We start from the raw sequence: 17954 nt of genomic DNA, 5'->3' as shown, positions 1-17954 counted from the left end.
AAGCGCTTTGAAAATACGATTCCAAGGCGAGAGATGATACGGGAGGAGATTTCATGAAACACTCGCTTTACGCAGGTGCGGCCACGTTCGCCCTGATGTCAGGCGCTGCACAGGCGGACAAGGTTACCGTGTTCGGTCCGTGGTTGGGGCCGGATCAGGAAAATGTCGAAAAGGTTCTGGACGGCTTTGCTGCAGCAACCGGGCATGAATACGCCTATGTCGGGTCAGACAGTTTTGAACAACAAATCCGAATTGATGCCGAGGCGGGTTCAGCACCGAATGTCGCCGTATTCCCGCAGCCGGGCCTGGCGGCAGATATGGCTAAGTCCGGCTTTCTGACGCCGCTTGCCGATGGAACGGGAGATTGGATTCGCGACAACTATGCCGCGGGGCAGTCTTGGGTTGACTTGGGCACATATGGCGGACCGGACGGCGCGGACAATCTGTACGGCTTTTTCTACAAGGTCGATGTAAAGTCCCTGGTTTGGTACGTGCCTGAGAATTTCGAAGATGCGGGTTACGAAGTGCCGACCACGATGGAAGAACTCAAGGCGCTGACGGATCAGATCGTGGCTGATGGTGAAACACCGTGGTGTATCGGTCTGGGTTCTGGTGGAGCAACCGGGTGGCCCGCAACCGACTGGGTTGAGGATATGATGCTGCGCACACAATCGCCGGCTGATTATGACGCCTGGGTCGCCAATGAGATGAAGTTCAACGATCCCAAGGTCATCGCTGCGATCGAGGAGTTCGGCGCGTTTGCCCGCAATGACGACTATGTTGCCGGCGGCTCAGGGGCTGTGGCTACGACGGACTTCCGCGATAGTCCCAAGGGAATGTTCAGCTCACCTCCGCAATGCTACATGCACCGTCAGGCCTCGTTCATTCCAGCGTTTTTTCCGGAAGGAACTGTTGTAGGTGAAGACGCAGATTTCTTCTATTTCCCGGCTTATGAAGGCAAGGACCTCGGCAGCCCGGTTCTGGGCGCGGGTACTCTGTGGGCGATCACCAATGACAGCCCCGGCGCGCATGCGTTGATCGAGTATCTGCAAACCCCCGAGGCTCATGAGACCTGGATGCAACTGACCGGGTTCCTGACACCGCATAAGGGCGTTGATACCTCGCTGTTCTCGGACCCGACGCTGAAGAAGATGAACGACATTCTTCTTGGTGCGACTACCTTCCGGTTTGACGGCTCTGACCTGATGCCGGGCGGTGTTGGCGCAGGGACGTTCTGGACCGGCATGGTCGACTATGCTGGTGGGGCCTCGGCGGAAGAGGTTGCCAACGAAATCCAATCCTCCTGGGACGCGCTGGACTAAGCGTTCCTGATCGGGCAACCCGCCAGTTCGGGTTGCCTGCCACCGTCGCAAGGGAGACGCGGCATGCATCCGGCATTACAGGGCCTGCTGACCATCGCCATCGGCGTGTCAGGGTGTGTGGGCTATTTCTACCTTTCGAACCAGTTTCTGGACAAAGTGCTGTTCCCGGCACGCGGTCCGAATGCAGGGCGCAATATCAACCGCGCGAACATGATCCGGCCTTGGCTGTTCTTGTTTCCGGCGTTGGCGGCGTTGGGCCTGTATCTGGCCTATCCGGTGGTGGAAACCCTGCGTCTTTCGCTGACCGATCGTGTCCCCGGCGGCGGGTATGAATGGGTTGGGTTGGAAAACTACATCCAGATGGCCAACGAACCCAAATTCTGGGAAGCCATGCGCAACAACATGTTCTGGCTGATCATCGTGCCCGCCATGTCGACCGCGTTTGGACTGCTGGTGGCGCAACTGACGGACCGCATCCGTTGGGGTAACGTCGCCAAATCTCTGATTTTCATGCCGATGGCGATTTCTTTTGTAGGTGCCTCGGTGATCTGGAAACTGGTCTATGATACTCGCCCGGCCGAGCAGGATCAGATCGGGATGCTGAACGCGCTTTACATCTTCTTTGGTGGGACCGAGCCGCAGACCTGGCTGACTATTCCGCTCTGGAACAGTTTCTTTCTGATGGTGGTGCTGATCTGGATTCAGACCGGCTTTGCCATGGTGATCCTGTCCGCCGCCCTTCGAGGCATTCCTGAAGAAACGATCGAGGCTGCCATTCTGGACGGAGCCAACCCGTTCCAGATTTTTTTCAAGATCAAGGTGCCGCAGATCAAAACCACCATTCTGGTGGTCTGGACCACGATCACTATCACGGTGCTAAAGGTCTTTGACATCGTCTTTGCCATGACCAACGGCCAGTGGGAGACACAGGTTCTGGCCAACTACATGTATGACAAACTGTTCCGCGCCAACGACTGGGGCGTAGGGTCAGCCTCGGCGATGGTGATTATGCTGCTGGTAACACCGATCCTGATCTGGAACGTGCGCAACGCGCGCAAAGAGATGGAGTGAGGCGATGAGCGATATTGCAGGAACCAAACCGGCGCTACGCTGGGTCGTCCATGCCTCGGTCCTGTTTCTGGTGGTGCTATGGGTGGTCCCGACACTGGGACTGTTGATTTCATCCTTTCGAACGGCAGACCAGATTGCGACCAGCGGCTGGTGGAAATCCCTTTTCCCGTCCGAACAGAACCTGACTCTGCGGTCCGCCGCGCCGGACACACAAGTTCTGGAAAACGGGATTTACGTGATCGAAGGCAACCTGTTCGACGCGGGGACGTCGGCTACGATCTCTCAATGGGGGGTCAGCTCCCGGGCCGTGGATGCGTTTGTTCCGGGCGATACGGCGGAACTACGTCGGGGCGGTACGATCACTGTGGATGCGCAAGGTAACTACAGGATGGAGAATTCGGAAGAATTTACCGGCAGCCGGGGCGCCCGTGTATTCGTGACCGCAGAATTGCCGCCCGAGTTCACGCTGGCCAATTACCACAAGGTTTTGTTGGCTGAAGATTCCTCTGACAGCATGGGGCGGGCCTTTTTCAACACATTGACTGTGACCATCCCGGCGACGATCATTCCCATTTTGGTGGCGGCCTTTGCGGCCTATGCGCTGGCGTGGATGGACTTCCCGGGCCGCGCCCTGCTGATCGCAGCGGTCGTTGGTTTGTTGGTTGTTCCGCTGCAACTGGCACTGATCCCGCTGCTGAAGTTCCATCTGAATATTGGCATCGGCAAAGGATATCTGGGTGTCTGGATGGCCCATACCGGGTTCGGGATGCCCTTGGCGATTTATCTGCTACGGAACTACATGGCTGGTCTTCCACGTGATCTGATCGAGAACGCGCGGGTCGATGGCGCGACCGAGTTCCAGATCTTCACCAAACTGATCCTGCCGCTCAGTTTCCCGGCGCTGGCCTCTTTCGCGATCTTCCAATTCCTGTGGACATGGAACGATCTTCTGGTCGCCAAGGTCTTTTTGATCGACGCGTCGGGTCAGACCACCGTCATGACCAACCAGATCGTCGAGTTGTTGGGCACGCGGGGTGGCAACTGGGAAATCCTGGCAACAGCGGCCTTCGTGTCGATTGCCGTGCCGCTAATCGTTTTCTTCGCAATGCAAAAATACCTGGTCCGGGGCCTGCTGGCCGGATCCGTCAAATAGAGGCGTCTGATGAACGTGCAGAACACTGTAGATACTACAAAAGCAACCCAAACACCGGCCGACTGGTGGCGCGGCGGCGTGATCTACCAAATCTATCCCCGCAGCTTTCAGGACAGCAATGGCGACGGTATTGGCGACCTCAAGGGGATCACGCAACGGCTGGGGTACATCGCCTCGCTTGGCGTCGACGCAATCTGGATTTCACCGTTCTTCAAATCTCCAATGAAGGACTTCGGGTACGATGTCAGTGATTACCGCGATGTCGATCCAATGTTCGGCACGATGGAGGATTTCAAAGACCTGTTGGATCACGCGCATGGTCAAGGTTTGAAAGTGATGATCGACCTTGTGTTGTCACATACCTCGGATCAGCATCCATGGTTTAGCGAAAGCCGCGCAAGCCGCGAGAACGCTAAGTCCGACTGGTATGTTTGGGCCGACCCGAAGCCGGACGGAACGCCCCCTAATAACTGGCTGTCGATCTTCGGCGGCTCGGCCTGGCAATGGGATTCGCGACGGTTGCAGTACTACCTGCATAACTTCCTGACCTCACAGCCGGATTTGAACTTCCATTGCCCGGACGTACAGGACGCCTTGCTGGACGTGGCCCGGTTCTGGCTGGACTTGGGGGTCGATGGGTTTCGTCTGGATACGATCAACTTTTACTTCCACGACAAGCAGTTGCGCGACAACCCCGGCCTGCCGATGGATCAGCGCAACGCCTCGATCGCGCCGATGGTTAATCCGTATAACCATCAGGATCACCTTTTCTCCAAGAGCCAACCAGAGAATATCGCCTTCCTTGAACGTCTGCGTTCGCTGACCGACCAATATGACGGCCGCGCCTGTCTGGGCGAGGTTGGGGACGCGCAGCGCGGGCTTGAGATCATGGGCGAATACACCACCGGCGATAAGCGGATGCACATGTGCTATGCCTTCGAGTTTCTGGAAAAGCGCGCCCTGACCGCGTCATACGCCAAACAGGTCTTTGACCAGTTACAGGACAAGGCCGGCGATGCATGGCCCTGTTGGGCCTTTTCGAACCACGACGTGCAGCGGCATGCCTCGCGCTGGGGCCTAAGCGACGCGGCCATCCGGCAACACGCGGTTCTCATGATGTGCCTGCGGGGCTCGGCCTGCCTGTATCAGGGTGAGGAACTGGGCCTGCCCGAGGCGGATGTGGCATTTGATGATCTGCAAGATCCCTATGGCATCGAATTCTGGCCCGAATTCAAAGGCCGCGACGGGTGCCGCACGCCGATGGTCTGGGCTGCGCAGGACGAACACTCTGGGTTCAGCAAAGGGTGCCCCTGGCTTCCGGTCAGCTCGTCGCAAGCCGAGCGCGCCGTGGACCGGTTGGAGCAGGACCCCAAGTCGATGTTGCACCACTACCGTATGGCGATTGCGCTGCGCCACGCGCATTCGGCTTTGATGTCGGGGGCGCAAGTTCAGATGGTCCAGTCCGGCTCGGTTCTTACTTTCGTGCGTGAAGACCAAGCGGAACAGGTGTTCTGTGCCTTCAATCTGGGCGCAGACCCCGCAGAGGTCGTCGTGCCCGAAGGCCAATGGCGCGTTATCGGGGAGGAGTTGGGCGGCGTCGGCGGGTCAGGAAATCTGACGCTCGGCGCTGCTCAATTCTGTCTGATGGCTCGGGAAAAGGGGTAGGTCATGTCAGAACTCAATCTCACGGATGTCGCAAAGACCTATGGCACTGTTGATGTCCTGAAGGATATTAATCTCGACATCGAGCGCGGCGAGTTGATTGTTTTCGTAGGACCGTCTGGATGCGGCAAGTCCACCTTGTTGCGCATGATTGCGGGGCTGGAAAAAATCTCGGGCGGAACGCTCGAGATCGAAGGTCAGGTTATGAACGATGTGCCACCCGCACAACGTGGTATTGCGATGGTGTTCCAAAGCTATGCCCTCTATCCCCATATGACCGTGCGCGAGAATATGGCCTTTGCCCTCAAGATCGCGAAACTGCCAGCCGACGAAGTCAATGCCGCCGTCGAGCGCGCCGCGCGAATTCTTCAGCTTGAACCGTTTTTGGATCGTTTGCCCAAGGCGCTGTCGGGTGGGCAGCGTCAGCGGGTCGCCATCGGCCGGGCCATTGTGCGTGACCCCAAGGTTTATTTGTTTGACGAACCGCTTTCCAACCTTGATGCGGCCTTACGCGTGGCGACGCGGATCGAAATTGCGCGTCTGAAAGAGGCGATGCCCGACAGTACGATGATCTATGTGACGCATGATCAGGTCGAAGCGATGACGCTTGCCAGCCGGATCGTGGTTCTGGCCAACAAGGGTATTGCTCAGGTCGGCACTCCGTTGGAACTGTATGAGACCCCGGACAACGAATTCGTCGCCCAGTTTATTGGCTCGCCCTCGATGAACCTGCTGCCGGGGGTTATTGCACAAACGGGCGAAACAACTGTTGTCGAGTTGGAGGCTGGGGGAACCATCACCAGCAGTATTGCGACCGTAGCCGGGGATCAGGGCAAACATGTGAATGTTGGTATCCGGCCCGAGGATTTTGTTCCAAGCGACACGGATGCCGCCTTTCAGGGGGTGGTGGATTTCACCGAAGCCTTGGGAGAGGTCACTTTGCTGTATTTCGAAAACCGTACAGGGGCCGAATCCGTAATTGCAAAATTGCAAGGCATTCAGCGCAACATGCGGGGGCAGATCGTCACCCTTTCAGCCGACCCTGACAAGGTGCATCTTTTCCACAATGGTACAACCATGCGGAAAAAGCCCTGATATCTGTACCGGTTATAGAATCGCACCTGCGATCGGAGCGCGGTTCAATCCCGTTCAAGCAGTCACCAGAACCGTTGTCGCCAAAATAAGTGGCAAACACGCGGTGCGCCCATTTTGGGGGCGCATCACGCTATTTTAGTTAATCCGCATCAGCCCCTTTGTTTCATTGCGATGCACCGCATGTGAGGGGCACATCGTTTTCAAACTGGACTTATGAAAACTGGGAACTGTCACTTTTGGACTGACAGCCGGATCGCAAAGGTCTAGCCTGTATCCACAAAAACAAAAAAACGGATCTACAACGGGAGATATGACGATGACTAAACACCAAAACCTGTCCCGTCGGACGGTACTGAAAGGTGCGGGCGCGGCGGCGCTGGCGGCACCTCTTTACAGCAAAAGCGCGCTTGCCTCATCGGGTGAGATCAACATTCTGATGTGGTCTGACTACCTGCCGCCCAGTTTCCTGGAAGAGTTTGAAACTCTGACCGGGATCAAGGTGAACTATACCGGTATCGGGTCGAACGAAGAAATCATCAACAAGATGAAGGCGACCAAAGGTCAGGGCTTTGACATTGTCTCGCCCACCAACAACCGGTCCCTGCAGTGGGAGCCACTGGAGCTGCTGCAGCCCTTTGACATGAACAAGGTGCCGATTGATCTGGTAAACCCGGCGATGGCTGCGATAGGCACGGATGCCTGGAACTTTGCGGACAGCGGCGTTCATTGGTTGCCGCATATCTGGGGCACCGAAGGGATCGCATATCGCACCGATCTGTGGCTGCCCGAAGGGGACGCGCCGTCTTACGGGGATGTCTGGTCTGAAGAAAACGCCGGCAAGACCATGGGCCGCGCACACTCCATGATGTTGGGTGCGGGTCTGTATATGGAGCGCGCTGGCGAGATGGAGCCGGGCTCTGTCTGGGCGGCCTATGGTGACGAAGACACCATGCGTAAAGTCTGGGGTCAGATCACCGACTGGTGTGTTGAGCGTAAGAACCGGATCAAATTGATCTGGAATGACGCGGATACCCAGAAAAATGGTCTGCTGAACGAAGGCGTTGTGGTTGGTCAAACTTGGGATGGTCCACCGCTGGCGCTGAAATCGGCGGGTGAGCCGGTGCACTATCAGGCTCCGGTCGAAGGTGCGATGGCTTGGGTTGACGGGATGGCAATGCCGACCGGTGCGACCAATATCGAACAGGTTTACGCCTTTATCGACTTTGCGTACCAGGCAAAACCGGCCGGTGTCGCGATTGACAGCCATGGCTATAACTCGCCTGTTCTGGGTGCCGATCAGTATTCCGGCGACACCTACAAGAAGAACTTCGCTGAAGCATACCCGGGCGACTCTTTGGCCAATCTGAACCCATGGCCGGCCGAGGCCCCATGGTACGCGGAAACCCGGACCGAGTTCGTCAACAAGTTCAAAAGCGCCTGATCGCGATGAACCCATACCCTTCGCCACCTGGCGAAGGGTAATCAAACCGCGCACAGTCAAGGTGCAGCGGACGCTAATTGGGTGCGCATAGCAAACGCACCAGACGGAGATACCAAAAATGAGTGCTGGGGTCGGTGTAGATCTTGAGAACCTTTGGATCCGCTTCGGTGACTTCGTCGCCGTTAGGGATGCCAATGTGAATATCAACGGTGGCGATTTCTTTTCGTTCCTCGGGCCGTCTGGTTGTGGCAAAACGACGATTTTGCGCGCCGTGTCGGGCTTTCTGGACCCAAGCGAAGGCAAGGTCCTGATCGGTGGCAACGACATGCAGGGCATCGGGCCGAACAAACGCCCAACCGCACTGATCTTTCAGAACCTTGCGCTGTTTCCCTTGATGAAAGTCTGGGAGAACATAACATTTTCGATGGAGATAAAAGGCGCTAGCGCTGCTCAACGCCGCAAGCGTGCGGACGAGTTGCTAGACATGATCGCTCTGCCCGGTCAGGGCGACAAGCTACCCAGCGAATTGTCAGGTGGACAACGTCAGCGTGTGGCGATTGCGCGCGCGTTGTGCGCCGAACCTGATGTTTTGTTGTTGGACGAACCCCTTTCGGCGCTTGATCTCAAACTGCGTCAACACATGCGGACGGAACTGCGAGAGATTCAGCAACGGGTCGGTATCACGTTTATCTATATTACTCACGATCAGGGCGAAGCTCTGACCATGTCGGACAACATTGCTGTCATGCGGGCTGGAGTGATTGACCAGATCGCTGACGGCAAGACGATTTACAACGATCCTAACACGGCATTTGCAGCTTCGTTTGTCGGTGAAAACAATGTGTTCCGAGGAAAGATCAAACAGATCATGGGGGCCGAGGCCCTGATCGCCACTAACCGTTCTGGAGATCTGGTGGCGCGGATATCCTCCGCCAATCAAGGCAAGATGAAAGAAGGCGATGAGGCGATGATGTTCATTCGCCCCGAGGCTTTTGCCATTGCGGCCGAAGGTGCATCTGGCAACCATTTCGTGACGGCGCGGGTCAATCACGAAGAGTTCGAGGGCAACGTGTTCAACATCTTCACTGAAGGTGAAGGCGGCAAAGAGATCAAAGTGTCGATCCCGAACCACGGACAGTCCTTCCAAGACCACACCGGACAGAACATCACGCTGGAATACGAGACCCACAACGCGGTTCTTGTCCCGGCGGGTGAACTGGCTGCGGAATAGAGGGACGGACCCATGCCCAAGTTCCTCAAGGAGTTTTTCAATCGCAACGGCATCGGGATGGGGCTGGCGATATTGGGGCTGGTCCTGTTCTGGACCATCGGCCTGATTATCCTGCCTCAATTGTCGATGCTCGACTTTTCGTTCCGCCCGAACTTGCCGCCACCGGAGATTGGCGGGCCAAAGGACGTCTATACGCTCGAAAACTATAAATACCTGATTTACGGCCCCGAAGGGGGTTCTCAGGACTACAATTCGGTCGACCTCAGGGTGTTCTTCAGAACGCTGCTTGCGGCGGTTTGCGTGACTATATTCAACCTGATCATCTGCTATCCGATCGCCTACTATCTGGGGCAATCCAAAGGCAGCCACATCCGCATTTTCGCGATTATGCTGATCATCCCTTACTGGATCAACGAAATCCTGCGCGCCTTCGCATTGCGGATCATCTTTGGTGAGACCGGAGTTCTGAACACCTTGTTCATGGGGCTGGGGATCTGGGATACTCCCTTTGATTTTATCCGCAATGACATCGCGCTCTATGCGGGTCTCGGATATGCCTACATCCTGTTGATGATCTTCCCGATCTACAACGTGATCGAAAGCCTTGATCACAACCAGATCGAGGCGGCGCGCGATCTGGGCGCGCCTTGGTGGAGGATTCACTGGCGCGTGGTTATTCCCTACGCCAAGCCGGGTATCAGTTCGGGCTGCACGATGGTCTTCATGCTATCCGCCGGTGCCCTTGCAGCGCCGCAGATTCTGGGCGGCCCGTCCAGCCTGTGGTTCACGCAACTGATCTATCAGCAGTTCAATGACAACAATGACTGGCCGCAAGGTGCCGCCTACGCGATCGTTCTGCTTGTGACCTGTATCTTGTTCGTTCTGGCGGTCATGCGTCTGTTCAAGGTGAACATGGGGGATATCGGGAAATGAACCTCTCTTTCCTTCGTGTAAGCATCTGGGTCTACCTGGCCCTTTTCTTCCTCTACCTGCTTGGTCCGCTTGTGATCATGTCGGTTACCGCGTTCAATTCCTCGGCTTTCCCGCGGATGACTCCGTGGGAGTGTCTGACCTTTCAGTGGTTCGGGGATCTGTTTCAGGACCAGCGTATCCTGAACGGGATCAAGAACTCGCTGATCATCGGTGCAGGAACGGTCGTTCTGTCGGTGGCGATGGGGCTGGCGGGTGCGCTGATGCTGACTCAGATATGGCCCAAGCTGCGTGCGACCTACTACACGATCATCATTGCCCCGATCCTGATACCGGGCGTGGTTCTGGGTATCTCGACGCTTGTATTCTGGGACCGGATCAATCGGATGCTGGGGCTGGGCGCAGATAGCGTTTTGTCAAACGGGGTTTTCCTGACAGTGATCGGTCAGTCCACCTTTATCGCAAGCTACTGCATGCTGGTTCTGGTGGCGCGGTTACAACGCTATGACATGGCGTTAACCGAGGCCGCTCTGGATCTTGGTGCGACCCATGCACAGGCGTTTCGCAAGATCCTGCTGCCGTTCATGCGGCCCGCGATCGCATCGGCGGCTGTGCTGGCATTCCTTGCATCGTTCGAGAACTACAACACGACCACCTTTACCTTTGGCGAATACCCGACACTGACGATCGAACTGGCGCAGAAGGTACGCTATGGCATCACGCCGTCGATCTCGGCCTTGGCCTTTATCATCGTGGCGCTGACCGTGTTCTTTGCCCTGTTGAACGAGGCCAAGTTGAAGCGTCAGGAACTGGTTGCAGCCGCGCGCAAGAATGCCACGGTCGAGGAACTGGCGGGGAAAATCAAACTGCCCAGCTTCTTTGCAGGCAACATGGCCGCCGTGCTTCTGGTCGTGTTTGCCGTCGCCACGATTACCGTGGTCGGCACCGCAACCGCGTACAACCCGGCCCAGTGCATTGCCAATGTCAAAGATGAAAAACGTTTGGAAGCCGAACAGCGTATCCAAGAGCTGCGCAAGCAGCGCGAGGAACAGCGCAAGAAGCGCGAAGCTGAAGAGGCCGAACAAGGCGATGCGGGGCAATCTGCGCCGAAACCTTCAAACAACAGCGGCTTTGGCAATGTGTTCGCACCGAACACGTTGGGCAGCGGCGAAGAAGAAAGCCAGGATACCGAAACGCCACCGGCAAACAACGGTGGTTTCGGGGGCGTATTCGACCCAAACAGCCTGAAATCTGAATAACTGAAAAGCCTGACAAAGGCCGCCTGCGCCCGAAGAGATTACCCCTCTTCGGGCGTATGTTTTGCCAATATGGCCACGTCGCACGCGTTGATCTTTGTACCGTTCCATTCCACCGGTACTGCGTTGTAGTTGATCAGGAATGTATGGCCCTTGGTGTCTCGCCGACGAAGGCCGCCGGGCATTGGGTGCAGCGCCAATCCCACCTGTTGCGAGGCCATTTTGATCACGCGATCCCACAGCGCCTCATCGGGGAAGCCCGCCAGATACCAAAACCCGTTTTCGCCTTTCAGGGCAGAAGTGCCGTCCTCAAAGGTCAGCAGATCGGGCGCTGATCCAGACAAGCGGTCAACCCAGTGCTGGGCGGCACCAACACCCTCGACTTTGCGTGTTACTGATGGGGGCAGGGTCTCAACCAGATCAACCTCACAGGCCAAACCCGACAAGCCAGGGCGCCCCGTACTGGGGATTTGGAAATCCGGCGTGATTGCCCCCGTGCGCGGGCCGAGGACAGCCAGAGCACATCCCTTGCTCAGGCGCATCTCAAGGTCGTTGTCCACACTGGCCAGACCCGGCGCAAGGATCACTTTGTAAGTGTTCTCGGGGACGTTGTCCGCGGATAGGAAATCGACGGAAAGCCCGGCCCGCCGCAGGGCGCGGTAGGCCGAAAACACCAGGCGGAAGTAATCGAATCCAGCGCCTTGTGGTTGGGTTGCCCACGTCCAGTCAGACGCATAGTCGAAAAGGATAGCAACATCGGCCTTGCTGTGTTGGACGTCGCCTAGTTGGGACAACACACCCCAAGTTTGCCGCGCTTCGGACAAGCCCGGTGCAGGTTTGTTGTTCGACGTCAACAACCCTGCGTGCATCTGTTCTTGGGCAAACGGAGCCTGCCGCCACCGAAAATAACTGACCACTTCGGCGCCATGAGCCACCGCTTCAAGCGACCAAAGCCGCACCATCCCCGGCAGGGGTGCCGGATTGTACGGAGCCCAGTTCACCGGCCCCGGTTGCTGTTCCATGACCCACCAGCGCTCGCGCCCGACCGCGCGATAAAGGTCGTGATGAAACGCCTGCATGTCGGGATCACCCTGCTGCAGAAAGGCGGTTTTGTGCGCCTCATCAGCCTCAAGCCTGTCTGACAGGAACCCGATGGGATAGCTGTCCCATGTGGCGATATCCAGATCTGCCCCGACTTTGAAGTGATCAAACTCCAGCGTGCGCCCCATGTAGTTGTGCAATAGGGGCGCTTTTGTCAGAGGGCGCAGAGCATCGACCTGCGCCTTGTTAAATTCTACCACCTGATCAGAACTGAACCGACGAAAGGCCAGAACATGCGCTGGGTTTGGTTCTGTCACGGTCTGATTTGGCAGGTCGATCTGATCGAACCCATCGTATTCCATCGACCAGAACACATTACCCCAGGCAGAGTTCAACGCATCAATGGTGCCGTATTGGTCCTCAAGCCAGCTTTGAAAGGCGCGCAGGGCAGGGTCGCTGTAACTGAGTGTCGTGTCGTGGCAGCCGTATTCATTGTCGATCTGCCAAGCGGCGACATGGGGATTAGCCCCGTAACGCTCGCCCATGATCTGGGCAATACGTGCGCACTCCGCGACATAGCCTTTGTGACTAAAACAATAATGTCGGCGCGATCCGAATTTTCTCGGCTGCCCTTGCGCGTCAATCGCCAGCATGTTGGGGTGTTTTTCCTGCATCCATCTTGGTGGCGTCGCAGTTGGTGTTCCCATCACGATCTTAAGCCCGGCCGACCCGAGTGTTTCAACAGCCCGGTCCAACCAGTCAAATTGCAGGTCACCTGCGGTCGGTTCCAGTCGGCTCCAGGCAAACTCACCGATCCGAACCCAGCTCAGTCCGGTTTCGATCATCTGTCGGGCGTCGTCTGCCCACATTTCCTCGGGCCAATGCTCGGGATAGTAACAAACGCCAAGTTCTGGCTTCATAGGATGACTCTGTGTTCTGGTTGCCCTTTACCGGCATCAATCGCGGCAAAGGTCATTCCGTTCGAGGGGTGTTGTGAGAGGGTGGTTTCGTCCAAACCCTCCTGCGCGGTTGTGCAATAGAGTGTAGTCAGCTCTGCGCCGCCAAATGCCGGGCATGAGACATGTGCAGCGGGAAAGGCCACGGCTTTTAGGAACTGCCCATCAGCGTCATACGCCGCCACCCGGTGCGCGCGCCATTGCGCGATCCAGATATTTCCTTCCGTATCCACAACTGCGCCATCCGGGTTCAGTCCGTCCACCCGCAGATCGAGGAAAACCGTGCTTTCGCCCTCGGGCCATCCGGTTTCGGTGTTTAGTGCCCAACGCATAACTTGTTTGGTCACTGTGTCGGTGTAGTACGCGCAGGACCGGTCCGGTGCGAAACAAATGGCATTCGAGATCGTGATATTGGGAACAAGCTGTCGCAATTCACCTTGCCAATAGCGATAGATCGCGCCTGCACCGTGCTCGGCGCTTTTACCCATCGTGCCAATCCAGAACCCGCCCCAAGGGTCGGCGCGGCCATCGTTCGATCGCGTGACAGGGTTGTCAGCCTCCAACGGCATGACAAGGTCTTTCGTGTTACTTGACAGATCGAAACGCCACAGCCCGGTTTCGGACGCAATCAGTAAGGTGTTCTCATCCACCCATCCCGCGGCCGAAACATGTTCCGGAAATTCCCAGCTAAGTTGTTCGCCGTCTACTTGCGACATCATGCGTTTGTTGATGATGTCGAACCAGAAAAGCTGATGCCTTTCGGGGTGCCATAACGGTCCTTCGCCCAATTCGCAGGGGCGATTGTCAAAGACCGGGCTCATCCGGCGGCCGTGTCATAAGCTGATACGATCCGCTGCGCTCGGTCGGCGACCTCTTGCACCGACAGACCCGGCTTGAACAGCGCAGAGCCTATGCCGAAACCGTCTGCACCGGCCTTGATCCATTCGGCAAAATTTTCAGGGCCGGCACCGCCCACAGCAAAGATCAACGATCCCGCAGGCAAGACCGGGCGCAATGCCGCCAGGCCAGAGGGCCCCGCCATTACACCGGGAAACAGTTTCAATCCCGTCGCCCCCGCCTTGAGCGCGGTGAAGGCTTCGGTTGGAGTATAAACTCCGGGCCAGCTCTGCATGCCCAGTTCAACCGTGCGATAGATGACTTCGGGGTCGCAGTTTGGCGATACGACAAGCTTTCCGCCAACGCGGGCCACATCGTTTACTTGCTGGGGTGTCAGAACGGTTCCCGCTCCGATCAATGCCTGATCGCCAAACTTCTCAACCAGAATTGAGATACTGTCTAACGGGTCGGGTGAATTCAGCGGAACTTCGATCCGGTCGATGCCTGCTTCGATCAGGGCATGTCCGATTTCGGCTGCTTCGGTGGGTTGCAGTCCACGAAGGATGGCAATGATAGGGCGGCTCATACAGTTTGTCTCGTCAGCATGCGGGCTTGAAACAGACCCGCCAATGTGGATTGGGTTGCGTTAACAGTCTCAACAAGAGCGCCTTGTTGCTTGAGGGCGCTTGCATAGACACTTGCGATACCTTCGGCGCCAATGATTGCGATTTGCTGACCCAACCAGTAAGGGCGTGTCGCCGCAAGTTCCGCGCCAATCAGAAACCCGGAAAGATGTGCCCGCCCGACACCAGGATCTTCACCGCGCAATAAATCAGCGGCCCGCAAACCAAACAACCGTGCTGCAAGCTGTTCCGGTTTCGACAAGGTGTCCGCGACCGCTTCGGCAAAGGCGACGTCGTCCCAGCCTTCGCTGACCGAATGTCTTAGAACCGATTGTCCGCGCAAAAGCTCAAACAATTCACCGGTCATGAACGTCCGGAAACTGACGACCTCATCGGCACTGATCTGCACCCACTTGGTATGCGTCCCCGGCAGGCATAGGACGCCGTCCCAGTTTTGGCGGCCAGCTAAAAATCCGGCGATCTGGGTTTCTTCGCCGCGCATGACATCTGGCGGAGCGTTTTGTTTCAACCCCGGCACAACAAACGTCCGAATGCGTGGATCCGTGTTGGGCACGCGGATTGGGGCCGACGAAAGAGGGGCAACAGGAACAGTGGAATAGGGGGCCTCGACCCAGCCTTGCCTTGCCCCGACCATACCGCACGCGACAACGTCGGTTGTCGTGCCGCCCAGCCAGTCTTCGATCAGGTCCAACAGTGCCGACTGAAATGCGGTTTTACTCAGACGGCCCATGCCTTTGTCGGATTCGGCTTGATCCAGAATCTTTTCACCCTGCATTGCCCAAACTCGTAGATGAGAGGTTCCCCAGTCTGCCGCGATCCATTCAACGCTCATTGCATTACCCCGTCACCACCACGCCACCGTCGACAACCATGCATTGTCCCGTCATCGCCCGGCTGGCCCGCGAGGCCAGAAACAAGGTTGGTTCGATCATGTCTTCTGGCGTCAGGTGCTCCTTGAGGCATTGCCGGTCCAAATGCGCGGCCAGATCCTCGGGCGTTGCCCACATATCCAACTGCTTTTGCGTCAGCACCCAGCCGGGCGCCAGGGCGTTTACCCGGATATTCTGCGGCCCAAGTTCACGCGCCAGCGACCGGGTCATCCCGGTAATCCCGGCGTTTGAGGTTGTGTAAATTGGATAACCGGCGTTGCCCATCATGTAGCTGATCGAACTGAAATTGATGATCGACCCACCCTTTTCCTGCATCTGCCGAGCGGCTTCCTGACAGGCAAAGTAATATGCTTTCAGGTTCACCTCGATCATCCAGTCCCAGAATTCAGGTGTGGTTTCTTCAAGAGAGTGGCGCTTGTCGTTCGCGGCGTTGTTCACCAACACGTTGATTGGGCCGTATTCCTCGGCCGCCTTGTTCATCGTCGCGTGCAGCAACTCGGTATCCGTCATGTCGCCCCGCATGAACAAGGGGGCACGGCCATGTTTGTTGCGCATCTGTTCGACAAATTCGCTGGCGTCAGACCGGCCGATAAAGGCAACGTTTGCGCCCTGCGCCATAAACCCGTCGGTCAGCGACGCGCCAACACCCGATCCGCCGCCGGTGATGTAGACTGTGGCCCCGTTCAGGTCGTGAAATGTGGCTGGTTGATCCATCAATGGCTCTCTCTGGTAACTAGGCGGGTGTCTTTGCCGACTAGGAAATCAAGGTCCGCGCCCTGATTGGCCTGCAAGACGTGATCAATGTAAAGTTTCGCGTATCCACGGGAGTAGTGCGGTTCGTCCGGTTGCCATGCTGCGCGGCGTGCGTCCAGCTCGGTTTGGTCAACCAAAAGTTCCAGCTCGCCCTTGCTGGCGGATACACGGATGCGGTCGCCAGTTTTGACCAGCGCCAGCGTGCCACCCGCCTGCGCTTCGGGGCTGACATGCAGAATGACGGTGCCGAAAGCCGTTCCGGACATGCGCGCGTCCGAGATACGGATCATGTCGCGCACGCCGTCTTTCACCAGTTTGGCCGGGATCGGCATGTTGCCCACCTCGGGCATCCCGGGATACCCCTTGGGTCCGCACCCCTTAAGGACCAGAATTGTGTCGGGTGTGACCGGCAAGTCTTCGCGGTCAATATTGGCCTTCAGGTCTTCGATGCTTTCGAAAACATAGGCTTCAGCCTCGGTCTCAAGCAATTCATCTGTTGCGGCCGAGGGTTTCACGATCGCCCCGTTGGGTGCCAGATTGCCACGCAGTACGCGCAGACCAGCCGCGGGTTTCACGGGATCATCAAAGCCGCGGATCACATCGCGGTTAAAACACTCAGCCCCTTCGTAATGGGCCGAGATATCCTTGTTCAACACTGTTTTCGCGGGTCGTAGGAAGGGTTTCAATTCGTTCAAAACCACCGGAACACCGCCTGCGTAGCAGAAGTCTTCCATCAAGTATTGGCCCGAGGGCATACAGTTCACCAACAGGGGAATGTCTGACCCGATCTCAAAATCCTTCAGCGTCAGGTCCACTCCGACCCGACCGGCCAGGGCCAGAAGGTGCACGACCGCATTGGTCGATCCGCCAACCGCCGCGTTGGTCAGGATGGCATTTTCAAATGCTTCCTTTGTCAGGATGTCAGATGGTTTCAGGTCTTCGTCCACCATCTCGACAATCCGTTTGCCGGTCAGATGCGCCAGCGCCATGCGCCGAGCGTCAACTGCGGGCAGGGCGGCGTTGGTAGGCAGGCTCATACCCATCGCCTCGACCAATGAAGCCATGGTTGACGCCGTGCCCATCGTCATGCAAACACCCGCGCTGCGCGACATGCCGGATTCAGCGTTCATGAAATCCTGCAGGGTCATCTCTCCGGCGCGCACGGCTTCTGAGAACTTCCAGACATCCGTGCCCGAACCGATATCCTGCCCCCGATACTTGCCGTTCAGCATCGGGCCAGAGCTGACCACGATGGACGGCAGATCGACCGAGGCCGCACCCATCAACTGCCCCGGCGTTGTCTTGTCGCAGCCGCCCAGCAGGACGACACCGTCGATACCATAGGCCCGAATGGATTCCTCGACATCCATGGCTAGAAGGTTGCGAAACAGCATCGCGGTCGGCTTCATCTGTGTCTCGCCCAGCGACATGACCGGGAATTCGACGGGAAAGCCTCCGGCCTCCCACACGCCACGTTTGACGCCCTCGGCCAGATCACGCAGGCCCGAGTTGCATGGGGTCAATTCGGACCATGTGTTACAAATGCCAATGACCGGGCGGCCATCAAATGCGTGATCAGGGAAACCTTGGTTCTTCATCCACGAGCGGTGAATGAAGCCGTCCTTGTCCAGCTTTCCGTACCAATGTTCCGAGCGGCGTTTCTTGGTCATGA

At 57.1% G+C, this 17954-nt stretch carries 15 protein-coding genes; 9 read left to right on the top strand and 6 right to left on the bottom strand.

Annotated features, from left to right (window positions below):
• Window positions 1–53: 53 nt before the first annotated feature.
• The 9 genes from GOV87_RS15360 (at window position 54) to GOV87_RS15320 (ending at window position 11164) form a co-directional block, all read left to right on the top strand.
• On the top strand, window positions 54–1322 hold the full coding sequence (locus GOV87_RS15360; protein ID WP_171125121.1) for an ABC transporter substrate-binding protein: 1269 nt from the start codon (window positions 54–56) through the stop codon (window positions 1320–1322).
• Window positions 1323–1385: 63 nt separating this feature from the next.
• A complete protein-coding gene (locus GOV87_RS15355; protein WP_171123326.1) occupies window positions 1386–2393 on the top strand; it encodes a carbohydrate ABC transporter permease in 1008 nt (335 codons plus the stop codon).
• 4 nt (window positions 2394–2397) lie between these two features.
• A complete protein-coding gene (locus tag GOV87_RS15350) occupies window positions 2398–3546 on the top strand; it encodes a carbohydrate ABC transporter permease (protein ID WP_171123324.1) in 1149 nt (382 codons plus the stop codon).
• Between the two features lie 9 nt (window positions 3547–3555).
• Complete coding sequence (locus tag GOV87_RS15345; protein ID WP_171212376.1) at window positions 3556–5211, top strand: alpha-glucosidase; 1656 nt, start codon at window positions 3556–3558, stop codon at window positions 5209–5211.
• A gap of 3 nt (window positions 5212–5214) precedes the next feature.
• Window positions 5215–6303, top strand: coding sequence for an ABC transporter ATP-binding protein (locus tag GOV87_RS15340; RefSeq protein WP_171212375.1), 1089 nt, complete (start codon window positions 5215–5217; stop codon window positions 6301–6303).
• A gap of 316 nt (window positions 6304–6619) precedes the next feature.
• Entirely contained in the window at window positions 6620–7744 is a 1125-nt protein-coding gene (locus GOV87_RS15335) for an extracellular solute-binding protein (RefSeq protein WP_171123318.1), read from the top strand.
• A gap of 118 nt (window positions 7745–7862) precedes the next feature.
• Window positions 7863–8975, top strand: coding sequence for an ABC transporter ATP-binding protein (locus GOV87_RS15330; protein WP_171125113.1), 1113 nt, complete (start codon window positions 7863–7865; stop codon window positions 8973–8975).
• 12 nt (window positions 8976–8987) lie between these two features.
• Entirely contained in the window at window positions 8988–9908 is a 921-nt protein-coding gene (locus GOV87_RS15325; RefSeq protein WP_171212374.1) for an ABC transporter permease, read from the top strand.
• Window positions 9905–11164 (top strand): ABC transporter permease, encoded by a 1260-nt coding sequence (locus GOV87_RS15320; protein WP_171212373.1) that lies wholly within the window; start codon window positions 9905–9907, stop codon window positions 11162–11164. The genes GOV87_RS15325 and GOV87_RS15320 overlap by 4 nt, the downstream gene beginning before the upstream one ends.
• Before the next feature lie 38 nt (window positions 11165–11202).
• Here the strand turns inward: GOV87_RS15320 and GOV87_RS15315 are convergent, their stop codons facing one another.
• Genes GOV87_RS15315 through GOV87_RS15290 form a run of 6 tightly spaced genes read right to left on the bottom strand, consistent with a single transcriptional unit; the run spans window position 11203 to window position 17952 of the window.
• On the bottom strand, window positions 11203–13122 hold the full coding sequence (locus tag GOV87_RS15315; protein ID WP_171212372.1) for a beta-galactosidase: 1920 nt from the start codon (window positions 13120–13122) through the stop codon (window positions 11203–11205).
• The gene (locus GOV87_RS15310) at window positions 13119–13979 is read right to left on the bottom strand and encodes an SMP-30/gluconolactonase/LRE family protein (RefSeq protein ID WP_171212371.1); all 861 of its coding nucleotides are present in this window, start codon (window positions 13977–13979) and stop codon (window positions 13119–13121) included. The genes GOV87_RS15315 and GOV87_RS15310 overlap by 4 nt, the downstream gene beginning before the upstream one ends.
• Complete coding sequence (locus GOV87_RS15305; RefSeq protein WP_171212370.1) at window positions 13976–14581, bottom strand: 2-dehydro-3-deoxy-6-phosphogalactonate aldolase; 606 nt, start codon at window positions 14579–14581, stop codon at window positions 13976–13978. The genes GOV87_RS15310 and GOV87_RS15305 overlap by 4 nt, the downstream gene beginning before the upstream one ends.
• Window positions 14578–15471: a 2-dehydro-3-deoxygalactonokinase gene (locus tag GOV87_RS15300; RefSeq protein ID WP_171212369.1), complete on the bottom strand. Its 894-nt coding sequence runs from the start codon at window positions 15469–15471 to the stop codon at window positions 14578–14580. The genes GOV87_RS15305 and GOV87_RS15300 overlap by 4 nt, the downstream gene beginning before the upstream one ends.
• Before the next feature lie 4 nt (window positions 15472–15475).
• Window positions 15476–16243 (bottom strand): SDR family NAD(P)-dependent oxidoreductase, encoded by a 768-nt coding sequence (locus GOV87_RS15295; RefSeq protein WP_171212368.1) that lies wholly within the window; start codon window positions 16241–16243, stop codon window positions 15476–15478.
• Window positions 16243–17952 (bottom strand): IlvD/Edd family dehydratase, encoded by a 1710-nt coding sequence (locus GOV87_RS15290; protein WP_171212367.1) that lies wholly within the window; start codon window positions 17950–17952, stop codon window positions 16243–16245. Before GOV87_RS15290 ends, GOV87_RS15295 begins: the two co-directional genes overlap by 1 nt.
• Window positions 17953–17954 lie beyond the last annotated feature (2 nt).

This window comes from Ruegeria sp. HKCCA5426 (assembly GCF_013034585.1).
GTDB lineage: Bacteria > Pseudomonadota > Alphaproteobacteria > Rhodobacterales > Rhodobacteraceae > Ruegeria.
Note: the sequence above shows the minus strand (reverse complement) of the source record. Positions and strands in the feature narration are given on the sequence as shown.